Below are 20,547 nucleotides of genomic sequence, written 5' to 3' on the forward strand. Positions count from 1 at the left end.
ATATTATTTAGTTTATTAAAAACAATGCTATCGAATATAAAAATCCAGAAATTAAAATTGAAATAGGCAAAGTTAATACCCAAGCAACAATAATATTTTTCATAGTAGTTTTTTGAATTCTATCTCCATCAGCTAACATAGAACCTGCTACTGACGATGATAAAATATGTGTTGTAGAAACAGGAATTCCTGTATAGCTAGCTATTCCAATAGAAAAAGTAGCAGTTATTTGAGCTGACATAGCCTGTGCATATGTCATTCTTTTTTCACCTATTTTTTCACCGATAGTAACAACTATACGTTTCCAACCAAACATTGTTCCTATAGATAAAGAAAACGCAATAATTAATATAATCCAAATTGGTGCGTATTCTACAGTTTTAAGTATTTCTTTTTTAGTTTTATATAAAAAATTTTTTTCGTTTTTATTAATATCAAAACTAGTTATTTGATCAATGTTATCAGAAATACAAAGTAACAAGTGACGCAATTGAAATCTTTTTTGTATATTTAAGTTTTTATAATCATATACGTTATTCAATAAAATATGGGCTTCTTTAATATTTTTTGTTATATGAGAATAATTAAGATATAATTTTTTATTATTATTTTTTTTAATTATGTTTATACGATTATTTGAATAATATTTATACAAATAATTAAGTGTATTTTTTGTGTCAATGATTTCGTTTCTAGTAGTATTTAGATTGATTAAAAAACTAGCTGGTATAATACTAATTAATACAAGCATAATTAATCCAATTCCTTTTTGACCATCATTTGCTCCATGTGCATAACTAACTCCAATAGATGATAAAATTAATGCTATTTTAATTGAAAGTGGAGGATTTTTTTTTCCTTTACTTTTTTCATATTCTAATGGAGTCATATGAATTCGATTAAATTTTTTATATTTATTTGTAATATACCGTAATACAAATATTATACTTCCAGAAATGATTAATCCGATAACAGGAGATAAAATTAAAGATATAAAAACATTTAAAATTTTAGATATATTTAATGCGTGAACTAAAGAGGAACCTGTATATATTGCATTAGTCAAACCAACTCCAATAATTGCTCCAATAAGAGCATGAGAACTAGATGCAGGCAAGCAAAAATACCAAGTAGACAAATTCCATAGTATCGCAGCAAGTAAAATAGAAAAAACTATTGCAAGCGCATGCTGAGGATTCTCATTTAATAATAAATCATTAGGTAATAAATGAACAATAGCATATGCTACTGTCAAACCTCCAAGCAAAACGCCTAAAAAATTAAATATACCAGACATTATAACTGCAAGATTCGCAGACATAGCTCTAGTATAAATTAAAGTTGATACAGCATTCGCTGTGTCATGAAAACCATTAATAGCTTCATAAAATAAAACAAAAAATAAAGCTAAAAAAATAAATAAACTATGATTCAAGTCAGAATAAGAAAATAAATATAGCATAATATTTTAGCCATTTTGATGAATTGAACTAAACTTATTATCCTTGAGAAAGTATCTTTTAGGAAAGCAAAATATAATATTTTTTTTAAAAAAATATTTTATTTAATTAAATTTTTTTAATTGTAAAGATAAAAATATTCCATAAATTAAAATAATTATCATAAAAATTGAAATTCCTAACCATTTTGAATAAAACCAAAAAAATCCACTAAATGTCCCAAATATGCTTGAACCTAAATAATAAAAAAATAAATATAAGGAAGTAGCTTGTACCTTGGCAAATTTTGCATATGCACTAACCCAACTACTAGCAATTGAATGAGAGGCGAAAAATCCCCCTGAAAAAATTATCAGCCCTGCAATAATAATTATAATTTGATTAAATTGAGTAATTAATAAACCTAAAATCATTAATAATAGTGATATTATTAATATATTTACTTTATTATATTTATTTATTAACATTCCAGCTTTAGGGGAACTATAAACTCCAGTTAAATAAATAATAGATAATAAACCTATACTTGATGCACTTAATAAAAATGGTTTTAATATTAATCGATATCCAATATAATTAAAAATAGTAATAAAACTTCCCATTAATAAAAAACCTATCATAAAAAGAATCAGTAATATTGGATTTTTTAAATGTAAGTAAAAATTACTTAAAAATTTTTTATAATTAACAGGAATAGGGTAAAAATTTTTTGAAGATGGTAAAAAATATAGAAATAAAAAAGAAGATATTAATGAAAAAAGACCAATTGTAAGTAATGAAGTATTCCATGAAAAATGCTCTGCTATAATACTACTTATAATTCTTCCAAAACATCCACCGATAGTATTACCACTGATATATAATCCAATGCAAAATGATAATGAATGTGAATGAATTTCTTCAACTATATATGTAATAGCAATTGCAACAACTCCGCTTAAAGACAATCCTATTAAAGCTCGAAGAAAAATAATCATATTCCAGTTATCTACAAAAGAACAAATTATTGTTAAAATTGATGCAATTAGTAAAGATGTAGACATAATTAATTTTCTACCAATTACATCAGATAAAATTCCAGTAAATAACGTACCTATAGCCATAGTTGCAGTTGTTGCCGATAAAGATAAACTACTTTCTGAAGCAGTTAAACAAAATTGCTTAGAAAATATCGGTAAAATTGATTGTACACAATATAAAATAGAAAAACTAGAAAATCCTCCTAAAAAAAGACATAAAATGATTTCATTAAACTTTTTTGTATTTTTTTTAATATATTTTGTTTTTTTAATAATATTTTGATTGTTCAAAATTCTTAAAAACTCCTATAATTAATATTTTATATATATATACAGCCTTCATAAATGTATTTTGCTGGTCCTGTCATATATAAAGAATTTCTAAACCCTTTCCATTTAATTGATAAAATTCCACCTAGTAATTCTACTTGAACATTATTAGAAAGAATATTTTGTATAATACCCACTGCAACTGCAGCACATGCCCCACTTCCACAAGACTGAGTTTCTCCTTCATTACGTTCATAAACTCGTAATTTAATATAATTTTTATTTAAAATCTGCATAAAACCCACATTTATTCCTTCAGGGAAAATAGATTGTTTTTCTATTATTCTACCAATAGTTTTTACAGGTGCATGTTTTATAGATTCTACTTGAATGATACAGTGAGGGTTACCAATGGAAACTAAACTACATAATAAATTATTATCAAGTATTTTTGTTAAAAAATTATGATTTTTAAATTTTTCAGAATTTACTATTGAGTTTAATGTAAAAATAGGCTCATTCATATTAACTTCAATTATATCTTCGGAGATAAAATTAATAATTATATTTTTTTTATTTGTATTGAGATTAATTTTTTTTTTATTAGTTAAACCTTTTAAAATAAGAAATAATCCAACACATCTAGCTCCATTTCCGCATTGTTCTACTTCATTGCCATTAGAATTAAAAATACGATAATAAAAATCAAATTCAACACTATTTGATTTTTCAATTAATAATAATTGATCAAATCCTATTCCAGTATGACGATTAGATAATTGTTTTATTTGTGATGAAGATAGAACAAAATCTTGTGTAATGGATTCAATAACCATAAAATCATTACCTAAGCCATGCATTTTAGAGAAATTAATTTTTTTTTTATTGCTAGTATTTAAATGCATTTGAGATTCCAATAGTTGTTAGTTTTTTATATAAAATTTTTAATTAAACAAAATTATACAGATTTTGTTTTTTTTTAAAATAAATTAAATAAATTTTAGGAAATATTAATGAAAACTAAAATAAAATCTAATCAAAAAAATAATTTTTACGAATTAGTAAATGAATTATTTCTTAAGATTGAAGATAATTTAAATTTGTATATTAATAAAATTGATTTTGATTATGAAATACAAGATTATATGATGACTATCACTTTTTCAAATAAAAGTATGATGTTAATTAATAAACAAGAATTTTTAAAACAAATTTGGTTAGCTACAAAATTCAATGCATATCATTTTTATTATGATTTAGATAAATGGATTTGCAATCGTAGTAATAAAAATTTTTGGGAAATATTTCAAAAATCTTTTTCAATTCAAGCTAATACAAATTTAACATTTTATAATATTTAAAAGATTTTAATGGTTATGAACATATGATAACTAATTATATATTTTATGATGATTTCATAATAATTTTTAAAAAAATATTTTATACTGAATATGAACAGTAATATGAAAAGAAAAACATTAAGAATTGCTACTAGAAAAAGTCCTTTAGCTTTAGCACAAACTAAATATGTTGAAAAAAAAATATTATCTTTATATCCCGATCTAAATATACAATTAGTACCTATAGTAACACATGGAGATAATATTTTAAATAAATCGCTTTCTAAAATTGGAGGAAAAGGACTTTTTATAAAAGAATTAGAATTTGCTCTTCTTGAAAATAGAGCAGATATTGCAATACATTCAATGAAAGATCTTCCTGTTCATATTACTAAAGAATTGTGTTTAGTTAGTATATGCAAAAGAGGAAATCCATTAGATTCATTAGTTTCTAACCGATATAAATCTATTAATCAATTACCTAAAGGAGCAAAAATTGGAACATCAAGTTTAAGAAGACAATGTCAATTAATAACTTATCGACCAGATTTAATTGTAGCTCCTTTGAGAGGCAATATAGAAACAAGAATAGCTAAATTAGATCAAGGTAAATATGATGCAATAATTTTAGCGACTGAAGGATTAAATAGATTGCGTTTAAAACATCGAATTACTCAAATTATACCTGCAGAATTATCTCTTCCCTCATGCGGTCAAGGGGCTATTGGAATACAATCTAGATTGTATGATAAACAAATACTATTTTTTTTATCACGTTTAAATCATATTAACACTTTCATTGAAATTAATACAGAACGTGCTTTCTGTAAAACTTTAGAAGCAGGATGTCAAATTCCAATTGGAAGTTATGCGATTCTTAAAAAAAACAAAATATGGCTTAGAGGATTAGTAGGTTCGCCTGATGGAGCTATGATATTAAAAGGAGAAAGAGTTGGATGGTATAATAATGCTGAAGAAATGGCTTATTCTTTAGCTAATGAATTACTTAGTAATGGTGCTCAGAAAATTCTTGATGATATTTATCTCTAAAATTAAATTAAAAATGAAAATATTAGTGATGAGACCTTCACCCGAAGGTGAAAAATTAGTAAATATACTAAATAATATCGGCATTATGTCTTGGCACTTTTCTTTATTTAATTTTTTACCTAGCACAAGTTCAATGAACTTGTCGAAAAAACTTCATGAATTATATACTTCAGATATAGTACTGATTTTTTCTAAAAAATCTGTTTATTATGTAAATTTATATTTAAATAAAAATAACTTAGATTGGCCTCTTAGTCCAGATTATTATACTATTGGTAAAGGTACAGCTATTTTTCTTAAACAGCATATTAAAAAAAAATTCTATTTCCAGAGAATGAAGAAAATAGTGAAGCTTTATTAAATCTGTTATATAAGCAAAATATTAGCAAAGCTAAAATAATTTTATTAAAAGGAGAAAATGGAAGAAAATTAGTAGAAAAAAGTTTACAAAAAAATAATTTTAATATATCCGTCATAGAATGTTATAAAAAAATTTTTAAAAAAATTAATAATCTAGAAATAAAAAAATGGCGTTTTTACCAAATAAATACATTAATAGTAACTAGTGGTGATATTTTAAATCGACTAAACGAACAAATTGATGTTTTAAATAAAAATGAATGGTTATTTAAATGTAAAATATTTGTTGCAAGTAATAGATTAGGTGATATGGCTGAAAGGATAGGATGGAAAGATGTTATTGTTTGTTATTGTGCTGACAATGAAAATTTATTAAAAATTATAAAAAAATATAGCTAAATTTTATTCGGCGAAAGAGGATTTGAACCTCTGACCTACTGGTCCCAAACCAGTTGCGCTACCAAGCTGCGCTATTCGCCGTTTTTAAATTTTGGGTGGCTAATGGGATTTGAACCCATGACCACTGGAATCACAATCCAGCACTCTACCAACTGAGCTATAGCCACCAAATAAAATAAAGTTTTATCAAAGTGATTGCGCTCGACAGGATTTGAACCTGGTACCTCTACCTTCGGAAGATAGTGCTCTATCCAAATGAGCTACGAGCGCATCTATAACATGTAATTTAAATTTTATGACTAATTATTCTTATTGTCCAGCTTTTTTTATAAAAATTTTAAGAACGTTTCATCATATCAAAAAATTCGTCATTAGTTTTAGTCATAGATAATTTATTTAATAAAAATTCCATTGCATCTATTTCACTCATCGGGTGAATAATTTTTCTTAGTATCCACATTTTTTGAAGTTCATCTGGTAAAGTTAATAATTCTTCTTTTCTAGTTCCAGATCTATTATAATCAATAGCTGGAAAAACACGTTTTTCTGCTATTTTTCTAGATAATGGTAATTCCATGTTACCTGTTCCTTTGAATTCTTCATAAATAACTTCATCCATTTTTGAACCTGTATCAACTAATGCAGTTGCAATTATTGTTAAACTACCACCTTCTTCTACGTTACGAGCAGCTCCAAAAAATCTTTTAGGTCTATGTAATGCATTGGCATCAACTCCACCTGTTAAAACTTTACCTGAAGCTGGTACAACAGTGTTATAAGCACGTGCTAAACGAGTAATAGAATCAAGTAATATAATAACATCTTTTTTATGTTCTACTAATCGCTTAGCTTTTTCAATAACCATTTCTGCTACTTGAACATGCCTTGATGCAGGTTCATCGAAAGTAGAAGCAACAACTTCTCCTTTAACCAACCTTTGCATTTCAGTAACTTCTTCTGGTCTTTCATCAATTAATAAAACCATTAACACGCAATCTGGATGATTATAAGCTATGCTTTGTGCAATATTTTGTAATAATATTGTTTTTCCTGCTTTTGGAGGTGCTACAATTAAGCCTCTTTGACCTCTACCTATAGGTGAAGCTAAATCTAATACTCTTGCAGTTAAATCTTCTGTTGAACCATTTCCTCTTTCCATTCTCAGACGAGAATTAGCATGTAATGGTGTTAAATTTTCAAATAAAATTTTACTTCTTGCATTTTCAGGTTTGTCATAATTAACTTCATTAACCTTTAATAAAGCAAAGTATCTTTCGCCTTCTTTAGGTGGCCTTATTTTACCGGAAATAGTATCACCAGTTCTTAAATTAAATCTACGAATTTGACTCGGTGATACATATATATCGTCAGGACCAGCTAAATAAGAACTATCAGAGGAACGAAGAAATCCAAATCCATCTTGTAATATTTCTAAAACTCCATCTCCAAATATATCTTCTCCGCTTTTTGCATGTTGTTTAAGGATTGCAAAAATAATATCTTGTTTACGCATACGCGCTAAATTTTCCAACCCCATTTTTTCACCAAGAATAATTAATTCGGAAACTGGCATATTTTTAAGTGCGGTAAGGTTCATAATGGTGGGTTCTTAGTAAAATCGGGGTAAATCTTGAAATGATAATTTTGACATAATGTATATTGTATTAATAAATTTTTACAAAGTTTAATATTTGAGATTAAAAATTAGTAAATTTATTTAATATTCTCATCTAAAAATTTTTGGAGTTGCAATTTCGAAATTGCCCCAATTTTAGTAGCAAGAACCTGGCTGTTATGAAATAATAATAATGCAGGAATACCTCGAATAGAATACATCGGAGCTGTTTTTGGATTTGTTTCGATATTCAATTTTCCAATCTCTATTTTTTTAATGTATTCATGTGCTATTTCTTCTAAAATAGGTGCTAACATCTTACATGGATTACACCATTCAGCCCAAAAATCAACTAATATAAAACCTTCTTTTTTTAAAACTTTTTCTTCAAAATTTTGATCTGTTAATTGAATGATATTGTTCATTTTTATTTACTCTCAAGAAAACTTACAATAATTTAACTTTTTAATAAATATTTTATAATATTATCATTTTTAAAAATTGATTTAAACTAAAATTATAGAATTTTTACTTTTAGTGTTTTTTAAAATTATTTCCTTAATTATTATTATAAATAATATATTTTTTATTTTTTTTATTTTGAATAATTACTTGGAAAAATATTTTCATCCCAATGCAAATCTTCTTCGGGTAATTCAAATAAAAACCTGCTAGGTAATGTATATAATTTTTGTCCATACTGTATTCTTGTTTGACAATATGTTAAAAATAATTGTTTTTTTGCGCGAGTAATACCTACATAAGCCAGTCTTCTTTCTTCTTCTATATTATTTTCATTAATACTTTTTGTATTAGGCAAAATACCTTCGCTCATTCCAATAATAAAAACATAAGAAAATTCTAACCCTTTAGACGAATGCAATGTCATTAATTGAACTTGATTCGAGTTTTTAGGTTTTTTATCATTATTAATTATATCACGAAGTGTCATTTTTGTAATAATTTCTAATAAGTTCATAGGTTTTTCAAAATTATTTCCTTTTATTAAACTTTTTATCCAATTAGATAATGTATGCACATTGTTTATACTTTGATTTATTTTATCCGGTTCTTTTAAAGTTTTTTCTAACCATGATTCATATTGAATTTCATCAATAATGATATCTAGAATATCATGAGGTTGTAAAATAGAGATTGAGGTAATTTTATTTATCCAAGAAGTAAATATTTTTATTTTATCCAATGTTGATTTAGGTAAAACATTTTTTATTTCTGGGTGATTACTTACTTGAAAAAAACTTATATTTTTTTCAATAGAAAATTCTTCGATTTTATTCAGCGTAGTAATTCCTATGCGACGACACGGAATATTTAATATTCTTGCAAAAGCATAATTATCATTATGATTAATGATTAATCGAAGATAACTTAATAAATTTTTAATTTCAGGACGTGAAAAAAATGATGAATTATTAGAAATTTTGTAAGGAATATTTCGTTTGAGAAAAATTTTTTCAAGAATTTGAGATTGATAGTTTCCCCGATACAATATAGCATAATCTTTATATTGTATTTTGCTTATAGCACATTCATATATTATCTTTTGCGCTATTTTTTCTGCTTCAATTTCTTCATTCTTACCAATTAAAATATTTATTTTATTTCCATATTTTAATTGAGAAAATAATTTTTTTTTAAAATAATTTGGGTTATATGAAATAAGTTTATTTGCAGCTTTTAATATTCTTCCATAAGAACGATAATTTTGTTCCATTTTTATAATTTTTAAAGTAGGAAAATCTTTTTTTAACAAAAAAATATTTTGAGTTGTAGCGCCTCTCCATGAATATATTGATTGATCATCATCTCCAACCAAAGTAAAATTAGAATTTATTTTAGTTAGTGTTTTAATTAATTCATATTGACTGTGACTAGTATCTTGATATTCATCTACCAATAAATAGTTTATTTTTTTTTGCCAACGATTTTTTATAACGTTATTTTTTTTAAATAATAATGTTGGAATACAAATTAAATCATCAAAATCTAATATATTTGATTCATGTAAATAAGTAGTATATTTTTCATAAAAATATGCAAAATCTTCTTCTTGATTAGATTGTGATAAAAGTTTCACATCTGAAGGTGTATAAAATTTGTTTTTCCAATAGGAAATCATAAAAATTAAATTTTTTAGTAATTTTCTATCATTGTTAATTTTTTTATTAGTTATTTTTTTTAATAATATAATTTGATCTTTTTCATCAAATAAAGAAAAATTAGGATTTAATTCTAAAAAATCAATTTCTTTTTTAATAATTGTCAATCCAAATGAATGAAATGTTGAAATAGTTATTTGTTTTATTTCGAAAGTACTTAAATATTTTAAAAGACGAAGCTTTATTTCATGAGCAGCTTTGTTAGTAAACGTTAAAGCAATAATATTTTTAGGTTGATATTCGCAATATTTTATCAAATAAATAATTTTATTAATAATTACTTTTGTTTTTCCAGAACCAGCCCCTGCTAATATTAAACAGGGACCATTGATGAATTCTACAGCATTTTTTTGAATACAATTAAGAGGCATAATAAATATTAATTAATATAAGGTTTTTAAAGAATATAAGTATATATTATTCAGCTACTGAAATTTTTTTCATTTCTTTCATATAATTTCTTAGTTTATATCCAATAATTTCAATTGGATGATTTCGTATTTCTTCATTTATTTTGTATAATTCAATATTATCTATTGATTTATTATACAACGATGATCCTAAATCAGATTTTTCCAGATCCATTATAAAATTTTTTAAGATGGGATAGGCTGATTCAGAAAAAAGATAACTACCATATTCAGCAGTATCTGAGATCACCATATTCATTTCATATAGTTTTTTTCTTGCAATTGTATTAGCAATTAATGGTAATTCATGTAAAGATTCATAATAAGCTGATTCACTTTTAATACCGGATTGTAACATTGTTTCAAAAGCTAATTCAATTCCTGCTTTTATTATTGAAACCATTATTGTACCATGATCATAGTATTCTTGTTCACATATTTTTTTTGAACAAAAAGGTGCTTTTTCAAAATCTTGTTCTTTCGTGTGATTACGCCAATTTAATAATTTTAAATCGTTATTTTTCCAATCATTCATCATTTCATGAGAAAATTCACCTGAAATAATATTATCCATGTGTTTTTGAAATAGCGGTTTTAATAATTTTTTTATTTTTTGAGATAATTTAAATGCTCTTATTTTAGATTGATTAGACAATCTATCCATCATTAATGTGATACCTCCATGTTTTAATGATTCAGTAATTGTTTCCCATCCATATTGTATTAATTTTCCTGCATAATCAGGTTCGTTGTAATCTTTAATTAATTTTTCATAACATATTAATGATGCTGTTTGTAACATTCCACATAAAATTGTTTGTTCTCCCATTAAATCTGATTTTACTTCAGCTACAAATGATGATTCTAAAACTCCAGCACGATGACTGCCTATTGAATAAGCCCATGCTTTAGCAATATCTAAACCAATTTTTTGAGGATCATTATCATAATGAACAGCAATTAATGTAGGCACTCCAAATCCTCTTTTAAATTCTTCTCGAACTTCAGTACCAGGGCATTTTGGTGCTACCATAATCACTGTGATATCTTTTCTAATTTTTTCGCTACATTCTACAATGTTAAAACCATGTGAATAACCTAAACATGCATGAGGTTTCATTAATTTTTGAACTTCTTGAACTACAGCTTTATGTTGTTTATCAGGTGTTAAATTAATAACTAAATCAGCACCTGGAATTAAATTTTCATAACTATTTACTTTAAAATTATTGTTTGTAGCATTCAACCAGGATTGATTTCGTTTTAAAATACTATCACTTTTTAGTGCAAAAGCTATATTTAATCCTGAATCTCTCATATTTAAACCTTGATTTAAACCTTGAGATCCACAACCTATAATAATAATATTTTTATTTTTTAAAATATTATTTTCCTTTTCAAATTCTTGTCTTTTCATGAAACGACATTGTTTAATTTCTTTAATTTTTTGTCGAAAAGATAATTTATTAAAATAATTCATTTTATTATTTCCAATATATAAAAATTAATTTATTATTAAATATTTGATTCTCTTTAAAGATTAAATAATTTATTTTTATCCCTAATTGCACCGGTATCTGCGCTAGTGGCACAAGCAGCATAATATTTTAACGCTAATGAAATCTTTCTTTTTCGATTTAATGGTTTAAATGCTTGATCGCCTTTTAATTTTTCTTCTCTCATGCGATTTTTAATTTCTTTTTCCGTAAGATTTAAATGAATTGTCTTGTCATAAATATTAATTTGAATATTGTCTCCATTTTGAACTAATGCTATTATCCCTTGATTAGCAGCTTCTGGAGAAATATGCCCTATTGACAATCCTGATGTTCCACCGGAAAATCGACCATCAGTAATCAATGCGCATGTTTTATCTAATTTCATAGATTTTAAATATGTTGTTGGATATAACATTTCTTGCATTCCAGGACCTCCTTTTGGCCCTTCATATCGAATAACTATTACATCTCCAGAAATAACTTGACCCTCTAGTATTGATTTAACTGCTTCTTCTTGACTTTCATATACCTTTGCTGTACCAGAAAAAATATAATTTTCTTTGTCTATACTCGCTGTTTTTATTATACAACCATTTTTTGCTAAATTACCATATAAAACCGATAAACCACCTTCTTTACTATAGGCATTCTCGCAAGATCGAATACAACCGGTAACACGATTTGTATCTAGTTTATTCCATCTAAAATTTTGTGAAAATGGTTTAACTGTTCGTATACCACCAGGTCCTGCATGAAACATTTCTATTATGTTATTTTTTTTTGTAGATAAAATATCATAATCATTTATTGTATCTTTTAAAGTTAATCCTAGTATGTTTTTAGTTTGATTATTTAATAAATGACAACGATTTAATTCTCCTAATATACGCATAACACCACCTGCTCGGTGTACATCTTCTACATGATATAATTTTGTACTTGGAGCAACTTTACAAATATGTGGAGTGTTTTTTGAAAGTTTGTCAATGTTAGACATTTTAAAATCAATATTTCCTTCATGTGATGCAGCTAATAAATGCAATATAGTATTAGTAGATCCACCCATAGCAATGTCTAACATCATTGCATTTTCAAAAGATTCTTTATTTGCAATATTTCTAGGTAAAAATTGTTTTTTATCATATTCATAATAATCTTTTGTAATTTTTACTATTATTTTAGCTGCTTGTTTAAATAATTTTTTTCTATCAACATGAGTGGCTAACAATGTTCCATTTCCTGGCAAGGATAAACCTATTGCTTCCATTAAGCAGTTCATAGAATTAGCAGTAAACATACCTGAACAAGATCCGCATGTAGGACAAGATGATAACTCAATATTTTTTATAAATTCATCTGAATTATTAGGATCTCCTCCGTGAATAATTGCGTCAACTAAATCAATTTTTTCTGTTTTTTCTTTAATTTGTATTTTTCCCGCTTCCATCGGTCCTCCTGAGATAAAAACCGAAGGTATATTTAAACGCATAGCCGCCATAAACATTCCAGGTGTAATTTTATCACAATTAGAAACACATATCATTGCATCTACACAATGTGCATTAATTACATATTCTATAGAATCTGCAATTAGTTCGCGAGATGGTAAAGAATATAGCATTCCTGAATGACCCATTGCTATTCCATCATCTATTGCGATAGTATTAAATTCTTTAGGAACACCTCCTGATTTTGAAATTTCTTTTGAAATAATTTGAGCTACTTCTTGTAAATGAATATGACCTGGTACAAATTGAGAAAAAGAATTAACTATTGCTATAATTGGTTTTTTAAAATCTTCATCATTCATTCCTGTAGCACGCCATAAAGATCTAGCTCCAGACATATTTCTTCCCTGCGTTGTTTTAAACGAACGATACTTAGGCATTTTCAGATAACCTCATGAGAATGTTATTTTTGTTTAATATTATTTTTGTTTAATATAAATTAAAAATATTTAATATAATTTTAAAAAATATATTTATTTTTTTATTATAGGAATAGTAATTTTATACGATTAATTGATTGTAAAAAGAAATTATTTTATGAATCTGATGAGTGAAATTTGGCAGGGGTGGAAGGATTTGAACCTACAACTTTCGGTTTTGGAGACCGATGCTCTACCAATTGAACTACACCCCTAATGGTGTTTAAATCTTTAAAAAAGTTAATTATATTCTTTATTAATAAAAAAGTCTAGTTTGTATTTTATAAAAATTTTCATTATAAAAGTATATTAATTTTTAGAACTAATTTTTTTAAAATGATAGAATATTAATTTTATTCATACGCAAGGTAAGTATTTTATGAAAACTCCCATTTATCTAGATTATGCAGCTACTACACCAGTAGATTATGAAGTTGCTAAAGAAATGATGAATTATTTAACGATTGATGGAATGTTTGGAAATCCAGCTTCTCGTTCACATAAATTTGGTTGGGAAGCGGAAGAAATAGTTGATATTGCTCGTAATCAAATATCTGATTTAATTGGGGCAGATTCACGTGAAATTATATTTACTTCCGGCGCAACTGAAGCGAATAATTTAGCCGTTAAAGGTATTGCTTTATTTCATAAAAAAAAAGGAAATCATATTATTACAAGTAAAACAGAACATAAATCAGTATTAGATGCTTGTAGATATTTAGAAGGAGAGGGTTTTTCTGTAACGTATTTAACTCCTAAAAATAATGGAATTATTGATTTAAATGATTTAAAAAAACATATAAAAAAGAATACTATACTCGTTTCTATTATGCATGTAAATAATGAAACTGGAATTATACAAGATATTAAAAGTATATCTAAAATTTGTGAGTCTCATGATATTTTTTTTCATGTAGATGCAACACAAAGTATAGGTAAAATCGATGTTAATGTAAAAAATTCATTTATAGATTTAATGTCTTTTTCAGCGCATAAATTATACGGGCCAAAAGGGATTGGAGGTTTATACGTCCGTCGAAAACCTCGAGTTCGTCTATTAGCATCCTTGCATGGCGGTGGTCATGAAAGAGGAATGAGAGCTGGAACTTTACCAGTTCATCAGATTGTTGGTATGGGGAAATCTTTTGAATTAGCGAAAAAAAAAATAAAAGATGATTTTTTGCATCTAAATAATTTAAGAAATGATTTATGGAGTGGAATTAAAAATATTGAAGAAGTTTATTTGAATAGTGATTTAAAACAAGGAGCACCTCATATTTTAAATGTTAGTTTCAACTATGTTGAAGGTGAATCATTAATTATGTCACTAAAAGATTTAGCTATTTCTTCAGGATCAGCGTGTACTTCGTCTAGTTTAGAGCCTTCTTATGTGTTGAGAGCTTTAGGGATAAAAGATGAATTAGCACATAGTTCTATTCGCTTCTCTATTGGAAGATTTACAACAAAAGAAGAAATTCAGTATACAATCAAGTTAGTTCATCAATCTATTTCTAAACTTCGCGAACTTTCACCGTTATGGGAAATGTTTAAATCAGGAGTTGATTTAAATAGTATAGAATGGGATCATAGTTAAAATAATACATTTTAAATAAAAAGGTATTTAAAAATGGCTTATAGTAAAAAAGTTATGGATCATTATGAAAATCCTCGTAATGTTGGTTCGTTTTCTAATTCAGATATCAATGTAGGAAGTGGTTTAGTAGGTGCGCCTGCTTGTGGTGATGTGATGAAATTACAAATTAAGGTAAACTCAAAAGGTATTATTGAAGATGCTTGCTTTAAAACATACGGTTGTGGTTCTGCAATTGCTTCCAGTTCACTTGCAACAGAATGGATAAAGGGAAAATCAATAAAGGAAGCAGAATCTATTAAAAATACAAGTATAGTAGAAGAATTAGAATTACCTCCAGTCAAAATTCATTGTTCAATTTTAGCAGAAGATGCTATTAAAGCAGCTATTGCAGATTATAAAAACAAAAAAAACAGAGAATAATATCTCTTTTATAATTTAATGTTGAAAATTTTTCAACATTAAATTTTAATTTAATATTTTAAAATCAATATGATTTAGGTATTTTATGAATTATTTTGAATTATTTACATTACCAAAAAAATTTAGAATTAATAAAGATTTGCTAAATAAAAATTTTTATAAATTGCAATTAAAATTTCATCCTGATTTATTTATAAATCAGTCTGAATCTAAAAAAAAATGGGTTTTGAAAAAATCTATTGAAATTAATAAAGGATATAAAATTTTAAATAGTTCACTAAATAGATCAATGTATTTACTTTTTTTGAATGGCGTTAAAGTAGACTCAGAAAAATTATTATCTGAAAATCAATGTTTTTTAAAAAAATATTTTTTTTTATACGAAGAATTAGAACTTTTGAAAAAAAAATATCATTCAAATACAATCCATTTTAATACTTTTATAAAAAAAATAGAAAATGAAATAAAAGATTGCGAAAATATAATTGATTTCGAATTTCACAATAAAAATTGGAATAAAATTATTCATTCAGTATCTCAATTGTTGTTTTTAAAGAAAATAAAAAAAAAATTAAAAACATAAAAATTTTTTACTTAAATTAAATAAATTAGGATGTTTTTATATGATTTTTTTAAAAGAAAAATTTAATGAAAAATTAATTTTGGGGATTGACTTTGGTACTACTTACTCTCTTGTATCTACTGTAGAAAAAAATCATGCTATATTGTTACCTGATAATAAGAAACGTTATTTATTACCATCTATTGTAAATTATAAAAAAAATGATTTGACAGTGGGTTGGGATGCAGAAAATAAAGTTCTTGAGGATCCGGAAAATACAATTGTTTCAGTAAAACGATTAATTGGCCGATCTATTGATTTTATTAAAAAAGAATTTCCAATTTTACCTTATATTATAGATCAAAATAAAAACGGAGATGTTTTTTTTTATACTGATTCAGGAAAAATTTCTTCTACTGAAGTTGTGAGTGAAATATTAAAATGTTTAAAAACAAGAGCTTGTTCTTTATATAATAAACAAATGGATGCAACAGTTATAACTGTACCAGCATATTTTAATAATATTCAACGTTCTTTAATAAAAAAAGCCGCTATTACTGGCGGAATTAATTTAATTAGATTATTAAATGAACCCACATCTGCTGCTGTAGCATATGGTTTAGAAAAAAATAAACAAGGAATTATTGTTGTATATGATCTTGGAGGTGGTACTTTTGATGTTTCTGTATTAAAGTTAAATAAAGGATTGTTTGAGGTGCTAGCTACAAGTGGTGATTGCAATTTAGGTGGAGATGATTTTGATATCATTTTAGCAAATTATATTTATCAAAAAGCTAAATTATCAGGTCATAAGTATAATAATTTTTTTAATGCTTTATTATTAAAAATCGCAAAAAAAACTAAAATACAGTTAACTTACCATAAAATTGTAGAAATTAGTATTTTAGACTGGAAAGGAGTAATTACTCGTGATGAATTTAATTTAATTATTAAAGATTTAGTTAAAAAAACTTTATTAATCTGTATAAAAATATTTAAAGAAATCGATCTAGATGTAAAAACAATTAAAGAAGTGATTATGGTAGGAGGCTCTACACGAGTTCCATTAGTTTATCATGAAGTTAAACACTTTTTTTCAATTAACCCATTAATTTCAATTAATCCAGATAAAGTCGTAGCAATTGGAGCGGCATTACAATGTAATATGCTTGTATCCAATACTAAAAAGAATCGAACAATATTGTTAGATGTTGTACCTCTTTCATTAGGAATTGAAGTTGTAGGAGGATTTGTAGAAAAAATTATCTTGCGAAATAGTCATATACCTATTTCAAAAACAAAAGAGTTTACAACTTCAAAAGATAATCAAACAGGTATTGTTATTCATATTTTACAAGGCGAAAGAGAGCTTGTAAAACATTGTATTTCACTTTCTCGTTTTATTTTAAAAAATATTCCACTTGGAAAAGCAGGTACAGTTAGGATTTTAGTTACATTTCAAATTGATACTGATGGTTTGATTAGTATAACAGCACGTGAAAAAAATACTAATAAACACAAAACAATACAAATTGATAATTCTTTATTAGACTATCAAAAGATCTCTAAAACTGTTAAAAATCATTTTCATTACACTAAAAATGATTATTATCTTAGGGTGAAAGAAGAAAAAAAAACTGAATCTAAGAATATTTTAGATTTATTAAAGAATGCTTTAAAACAAGATAAAAATTTAATTAGTATAAAAGAATTAGAAAAAATCAAATCAAATCAAATCAAATTGCAAAAATCAATTGATGAAGATGATTTTTATTCAATTAAGTTAAATTTAAAAAAATTAGATGAAGTAACTAAAAATTTTTTTTCATTGCGTTTAAAAAATGCAATTAATAATTCTCTAAATGATAAGATAAATGAGACTAAATAATGCCAAAAATTTTTTTTCTACCCCATAAGTTGATATTACCAAAAGGTGCTATTTGTGAATGTAAAAAAGGTGAAACTATCTTAAATGTTGCATTATTTCATAATATTAAGTTAGAACATGCATGTGAAAAATCATGTGCTTGTAGTACCTGTCATTGTATTATACGAAAAGGTTTTCTTTCTCTTTCAGGATGGACTGAAAAAGAAGAAGATGTTTTAGATAAAGCATGGGGTCTTGAATCGACTAGTCGACTCAGTTGCCAGGCTATTATCGGAGATAGCGATATAGAAGTAGAAATTCCTTTATATAATGCTAATCATGTTTCTGATAGTTAATAAAAATCATGAAATATATGGGTTTTTTATTTCTTTAAATTTGATTTTGATTGGAATTCCATTGACTTGCAAAGCTTCATAAAAAAAATTTTTTAAATATTTTTTGTAAGTTAATGATAAATGTCTGATTTGATTTCCATGTATAATAATTTGAATTGGATTAGAACTGCCTAAATGTGCATATTTTAGTTTTATTCTGCGTCCTTTTATTAGCGGAGGTTGATGCTTTGTTATTGCATCTTTCATAATTTTCATGAGTTTTGCAGTACTTATATTATTTTGATAGGATTTATAAATATTTTCAACTAATTTAAATATTTCAAAAATTTTTTTACCTTTCAGTGCTGATATGAAATGTATTTTTGCAATAAAAGAGTTTTTGAATTGATAGTTTATTAATTTTTTAAATTTTTTTTGTTCTGAATAATTTAACAAATCCCATTTATTAACTATTAAAATGACTGGTTTTCCACAGTTTTCAGCAATTTTCGCTAATAATAAGTTTTGATTACATAATTTGTTTTGTTCATTTTTTGCATCCACCGTTAACAATGTTATATCTGTTTGTTCAATAGTTTTTAAAGTTTTTATAATAGATATTTTTTCAATTTTGCTTTTGTTTCTTTTCTTTTTTGATGCTCCTGCTGTGTCAATTAAAATATAATTTTTATTATTATATTTTATAGGTACAGATATAATGTCTAATGTTGTACCTGCTATATTAGAAGTAATAATTCTATTTTGCATTACAAGTGCATTTATTAATGTTGATTTTCCAACATTTGGTTTTCCTATAAATGCAATTCTTATTGGAATTTTTTCTATTTCTGTTTGTTTATTGATTGTTTTTTTTGCCTCTACTTTTTTAAATGCAAATTCTATCCAAGGAGTTAAGTATTTATTAATCAAATTATTAATTCCTTGGTTATGACTCGCAGAAATTTTTATATTTTTTTTAAATCCTAAAGAATAGAATTCATGTATTTTTTCATCTTCTTTTATTCCATCTATTTTATTAATAATTAAAAATGATGTTTTTTGGTGTTTTCTTATTTTTTTTAATATTTCATATTCTTCTGGAAGTATTCCTTCGCGAGCGCTTACTATAAACAAAATTAAATCAGCTTCTTTTATAGCTATCAATGTTTGTTCGTAAGCTTTGGTTTGTATTGTTTCTGACTCAAAGTCAAAACCAGCAGTATCTGTTAGAATAAACTTTTTATTTTTTTCTAAATAACAAACTTCGCAATTTCTATCTCGAGTGAGTCCTGAGAAATTTGAAACTAATGCATTTCTTTTTTTAGTTAAAATATTAAATAAAGTAGATTTTCCTACATTGGTACGACCAATTAATACGATAATAGGCAACATTTTAGCGTAAACTCTTTTTAATTAATTTTTTTTATTTATTTGAATTTCATTTATTTTCATATCAATTATTTCTTTAGACACTTTAGATTGTTCAAAGAATTTGCTTTTTTTCCAAGATTTAATAGCTAGCTTTATATTTCCATTTTTCATAAAAATATCTCCTTTTATATTCTCTACTACATTTCTCCAAGAATGATCTTTAATTGTTTGAATAATATGCATTGCATCTTTATTTTTATTTTGTTGTATTTTTATTTTTGACATTCTAAATTTTAAAATATTTTTTAAGTTTTCATCTTTTGTATATTTTAAACTTGTTTCTAATTGAATAAACGCTTTTTCTAAATTATTTTTTAAAATATATTCTTTTGCCAATGACAAAGAAACTAAAGTGCCATAAATATTTTTATTTTCTATTATAAATTTTTCTATATTTAAAAAATTTGAATTCTTTTTTGCATCTATCTCATTTATTATTTCTTCATATGTATTTTTTTCTAAATTTTTTACTCTATTTTTTGGTTTGATAATAAAAAATAATATAAAACAAATTAGAATTAAGAAAAATATGGTTAAAAAAACTTTTTTTTTGGAAATTCTGAATTTTTTAATTTGATTATTTTGCATTGAATGCATTTTTTTTCCTTTTTTTTCAAATAAAAATAAATTTTTTATAAGTTTAATCTTTTTGACATTAAAAAGATATTTTTTAAAATTTTTTTTTAATGAATGCAATACTAATTTTTTAGAAAAAAGTAATTATTTCATTTTTATTAAAATAAAATGACTTTTAAAAAAGTTATACCCATAAAAAACACTAATTATACACAGCTAATTAATACCAGAAG

At 25.2% G+C, this 20,547-nt stretch carries 19 protein-coding genes and 4 tRNA genes; 9 read left to right on the forward strand and 14 right to left on the reverse strand.

The window, feature by feature from the left end; translation table 11 throughout:
- Positions 1-7: 7 nt before the first annotated feature.
- The 3 genes from D9V63_RS02965 to dapF all read right to left on the reverse strand — a co-directional run bounded on the left by D9V63_RS02965 (position 8) and on the right by dapF (position 3,654).
- Positions 8-1,462, reverse strand: coding sequence for an inorganic phosphate transporter (locus D9V63_RS02965; RefSeq protein WP_158369236.1), 1,455 nt, complete (start codon positions 1,460-1,462; stop codon positions 8-10).
- Positions 1,463-1,564: 102 nt separating this feature from the next.
- The gene (locus D9V63_RS02970) at positions 1,565-2,770 is read right to left on the reverse strand and encodes an MFS transporter (protein ID WP_187308579.1); all 1,206 of its coding nucleotides are present in this window, start codon (positions 2,768-2,770) and stop codon (positions 1,565-1,567) included.
- 29 nt (positions 2,771-2,799) lie between these two features.
- Positions 2,800-3,654, reverse strand: coding sequence for a diaminopimelate epimerase (dapF, locus tag D9V63_RS02975; RefSeq protein WP_158369240.1), 855 nt, complete (start codon positions 3,652-3,654; stop codon positions 2,800-2,802).
- A 108-nt stretch (positions 3,655-3,762) separates the two neighbouring features.
- Here dapF and cyaY point away from each other — a divergent pair, with 108 nt between their 5' ends.
- The 4 genes from cyaY to D9V63_RS03180 all read left to right on the forward strand — a co-directional run bounded on the left by cyaY (position 3,763) and on the right by D9V63_RS03180 (position 5,898).
- Positions 3,763-4,110 carry an iron donor protein CyaY gene (cyaY, locus tag D9V63_RS02980; RefSeq protein WP_158369242.1) on the forward strand — a complete coding sequence of 116 codons (348 nt, stop codon included), beginning with the start codon at positions 3,763-3,765 and terminating at the stop codon, positions 4,108-4,110.
- 102 nt (positions 4,111-4,212) lie between these two features.
- The gene (gene hemC / locus D9V63_RS02985; protein WP_158369244.1) at positions 4,213-5,139 is read left to right on the forward strand and encodes a hydroxymethylbilane synthase; all 927 of its coding nucleotides are present in this window, start codon (positions 4,213-4,215) and stop codon (positions 5,137-5,139) included.
- A complete protein-coding gene (locus tag D9V63_RS02990; protein WP_261979538.1) occupies positions 5,123-5,500 on the forward strand; it encodes a uroporphyrinogen-III synthase in 378 nt (125 codons plus the stop codon). The genes hemC and D9V63_RS02990 overlap by 17 nt, the downstream gene beginning before the upstream one ends.
- 2 nt (positions 5,501-5,502) lie before the next feature.
- Complete coding sequence (locus D9V63_RS03180; RefSeq protein ID WP_410051815.1) at positions 5,503-5,898, forward strand: uroporphyrinogen-III synthase; 396 nt, start codon at positions 5,503-5,505, stop codon at positions 5,896-5,898.
- A gap of 7 nt (positions 5,899-5,905) precedes the next feature.
- On the opposite strand, the gene D9V63_RS03000 is transcribed toward D9V63_RS03180, so the two are convergent.
- The 9 genes from D9V63_RS03000 to D9V63_RS03040 all read right to left on the reverse strand — a co-directional run bounded on the left by D9V63_RS03000 (position 5,906) and on the right by D9V63_RS03040 (position 13,744).
- Positions 5,906-5,979: transfer RNA gene (locus D9V63_RS03000), tRNA-Pro, on the reverse strand.
- Positions 5,980-5,992: 13 nt separating this feature from the next.
- Positions 5,993-6,065, reverse strand: a tRNA-His gene (locus tag D9V63_RS03005).
- Positions 6,066-6,094: 29 nt separating this feature from the next.
- Positions 6,095-6,168, reverse strand: a tRNA-Arg gene (locus D9V63_RS03010).
- Between the two features lie 67 nt (positions 6,169-6,235).
- The gene (gene rho, locus D9V63_RS03015; RefSeq protein ID WP_053940503.1) at positions 6,236-7,495 is read right to left on the reverse strand and encodes a transcription termination factor Rho; all 1,260 of its coding nucleotides are present in this window, start codon (positions 7,493-7,495) and stop codon (positions 6,236-6,238) included.
- A 116-nt stretch (positions 7,496-7,611) separates the two neighbouring features.
- Complete coding sequence (trxA, locus tag D9V63_RS03020) at positions 7,612-7,938, reverse strand: thioredoxin TrxA (protein ID WP_158369246.1); 327 nt, start codon at positions 7,936-7,938, stop codon at positions 7,612-7,614.
- Positions 7,939-8,108: 170 nt separating this feature from the next.
- On the reverse strand, positions 8,109-10,064 hold the full coding sequence (rep, locus tag D9V63_RS03025) for a DNA helicase Rep (RefSeq protein WP_158369248.1): 1,956 nt from the start codon (positions 10,062-10,064) through the stop codon (positions 8,109-8,111).
- 46 nt (positions 10,065-10,110) lie between these two features.
- A complete protein-coding gene (ilvC, locus tag D9V63_RS03030) occupies positions 10,111-11,583 on the reverse strand; it encodes a ketol-acid reductoisomerase (protein ID WP_158369250.1) in 1,473 nt (490 codons plus the stop codon).
- Positions 11,584-11,636: 53 nt separating this feature from the next.
- On the reverse strand, positions 11,637-13,490 hold the full coding sequence (gene ilvD, locus D9V63_RS03035; protein ID WP_158369252.1) for a dihydroxy-acid dehydratase: 1,854 nt from the start codon (positions 13,488-13,490) through the stop codon (positions 11,637-11,639).
- A gap of 178 nt (positions 13,491-13,668) precedes the next feature.
- Positions 13,669-13,744, reverse strand: a tRNA-Trp gene (locus D9V63_RS03040).
- 164 nt (positions 13,745-13,908) lie between these two features.
- Between D9V63_RS03040 and D9V63_RS03045 the strand changes: the two genes are divergently transcribed.
- The 5 genes from D9V63_RS03045 to fdx all read left to right on the forward strand — a co-directional run bounded on the left by D9V63_RS03045 (position 13,909) and on the right by fdx (position 18,328).
- On the forward strand, positions 13,909-15,123 hold the full coding sequence (locus D9V63_RS03045; protein ID WP_158369254.1) for an IscS subfamily cysteine desulfurase: 1,215 nt from the start codon (positions 13,909-13,911) through the stop codon (positions 15,121-15,123).
- Between the two features lie 33 nt (positions 15,124-15,156).
- On the forward strand, positions 15,157-15,543 hold the full coding sequence (iscU, locus tag D9V63_RS03050; protein ID WP_158369256.1) for a Fe-S cluster assembly scaffold IscU: 387 nt from the start codon (positions 15,157-15,159) through the stop codon (positions 15,541-15,543).
- A gap of 85 nt (positions 15,544-15,628) precedes the next feature.
- Positions 15,629-16,126 (forward strand): Fe-S protein assembly co-chaperone HscB, encoded by a 498-nt coding sequence (gene hscB / locus D9V63_RS03055; RefSeq protein WP_158369258.1) that lies wholly within the window; start codon positions 15,629-15,631, stop codon positions 16,124-16,126.
- 40 nt (positions 16,127-16,166) lie between these two features.
- Positions 16,167-17,993, forward strand: coding sequence for a Fe-S protein assembly chaperone HscA (gene hscA / locus D9V63_RS03060; protein ID WP_158369260.1), 1,827 nt, complete (start codon positions 16,167-16,169; stop codon positions 17,991-17,993).
- Positions 17,993-18,328 carry an ISC system 2Fe-2S type ferredoxin gene (gene fdx, locus D9V63_RS03065; RefSeq protein WP_158369262.1) on the forward strand — a complete coding sequence of 112 codons (336 nt, stop codon included), beginning with the start codon at positions 17,993-17,995 and terminating at the stop codon, positions 18,326-18,328. Before hscA ends, fdx begins: the two co-directional genes overlap by 1 nt.
- Positions 18,329-18,334: 6 nt before the next feature.
- Here the strand turns inward: fdx and der are convergent, their stop codons facing one another.
- Both der and D9V63_RS03075 read right to left on the reverse strand, forming a co-directional pair.
- On the reverse strand, positions 18,335-19,699 hold the full coding sequence (gene der, locus D9V63_RS03070) for a ribosome biogenesis GTPase Der (protein ID WP_158369264.1): 1,365 nt from the start codon (positions 19,697-19,699) through the stop codon (positions 18,335-18,337).
- Between the two features lie 21 nt (positions 19,700-19,720).
- Positions 19,721-20,326 carry a YfgM family protein gene (locus tag D9V63_RS03075; RefSeq protein ID WP_158369299.1) on the reverse strand — a complete coding sequence of 202 codons (606 nt, stop codon included), beginning with the start codon at positions 20,324-20,326 and terminating at the stop codon, positions 19,721-19,723.
- Between the last annotated feature and the right edge of the window lie 221 nt (positions 20,327-20,547).

The organism is Buchnera aphidicola (Aphis nasturtii) (genome assembly GCF_005083345.1).
GTDB lineage: Bacteria > Pseudomonadota > Gammaproteobacteria > Enterobacterales > Enterobacteriaceae > Buchnera > Buchnera aphidicola_R.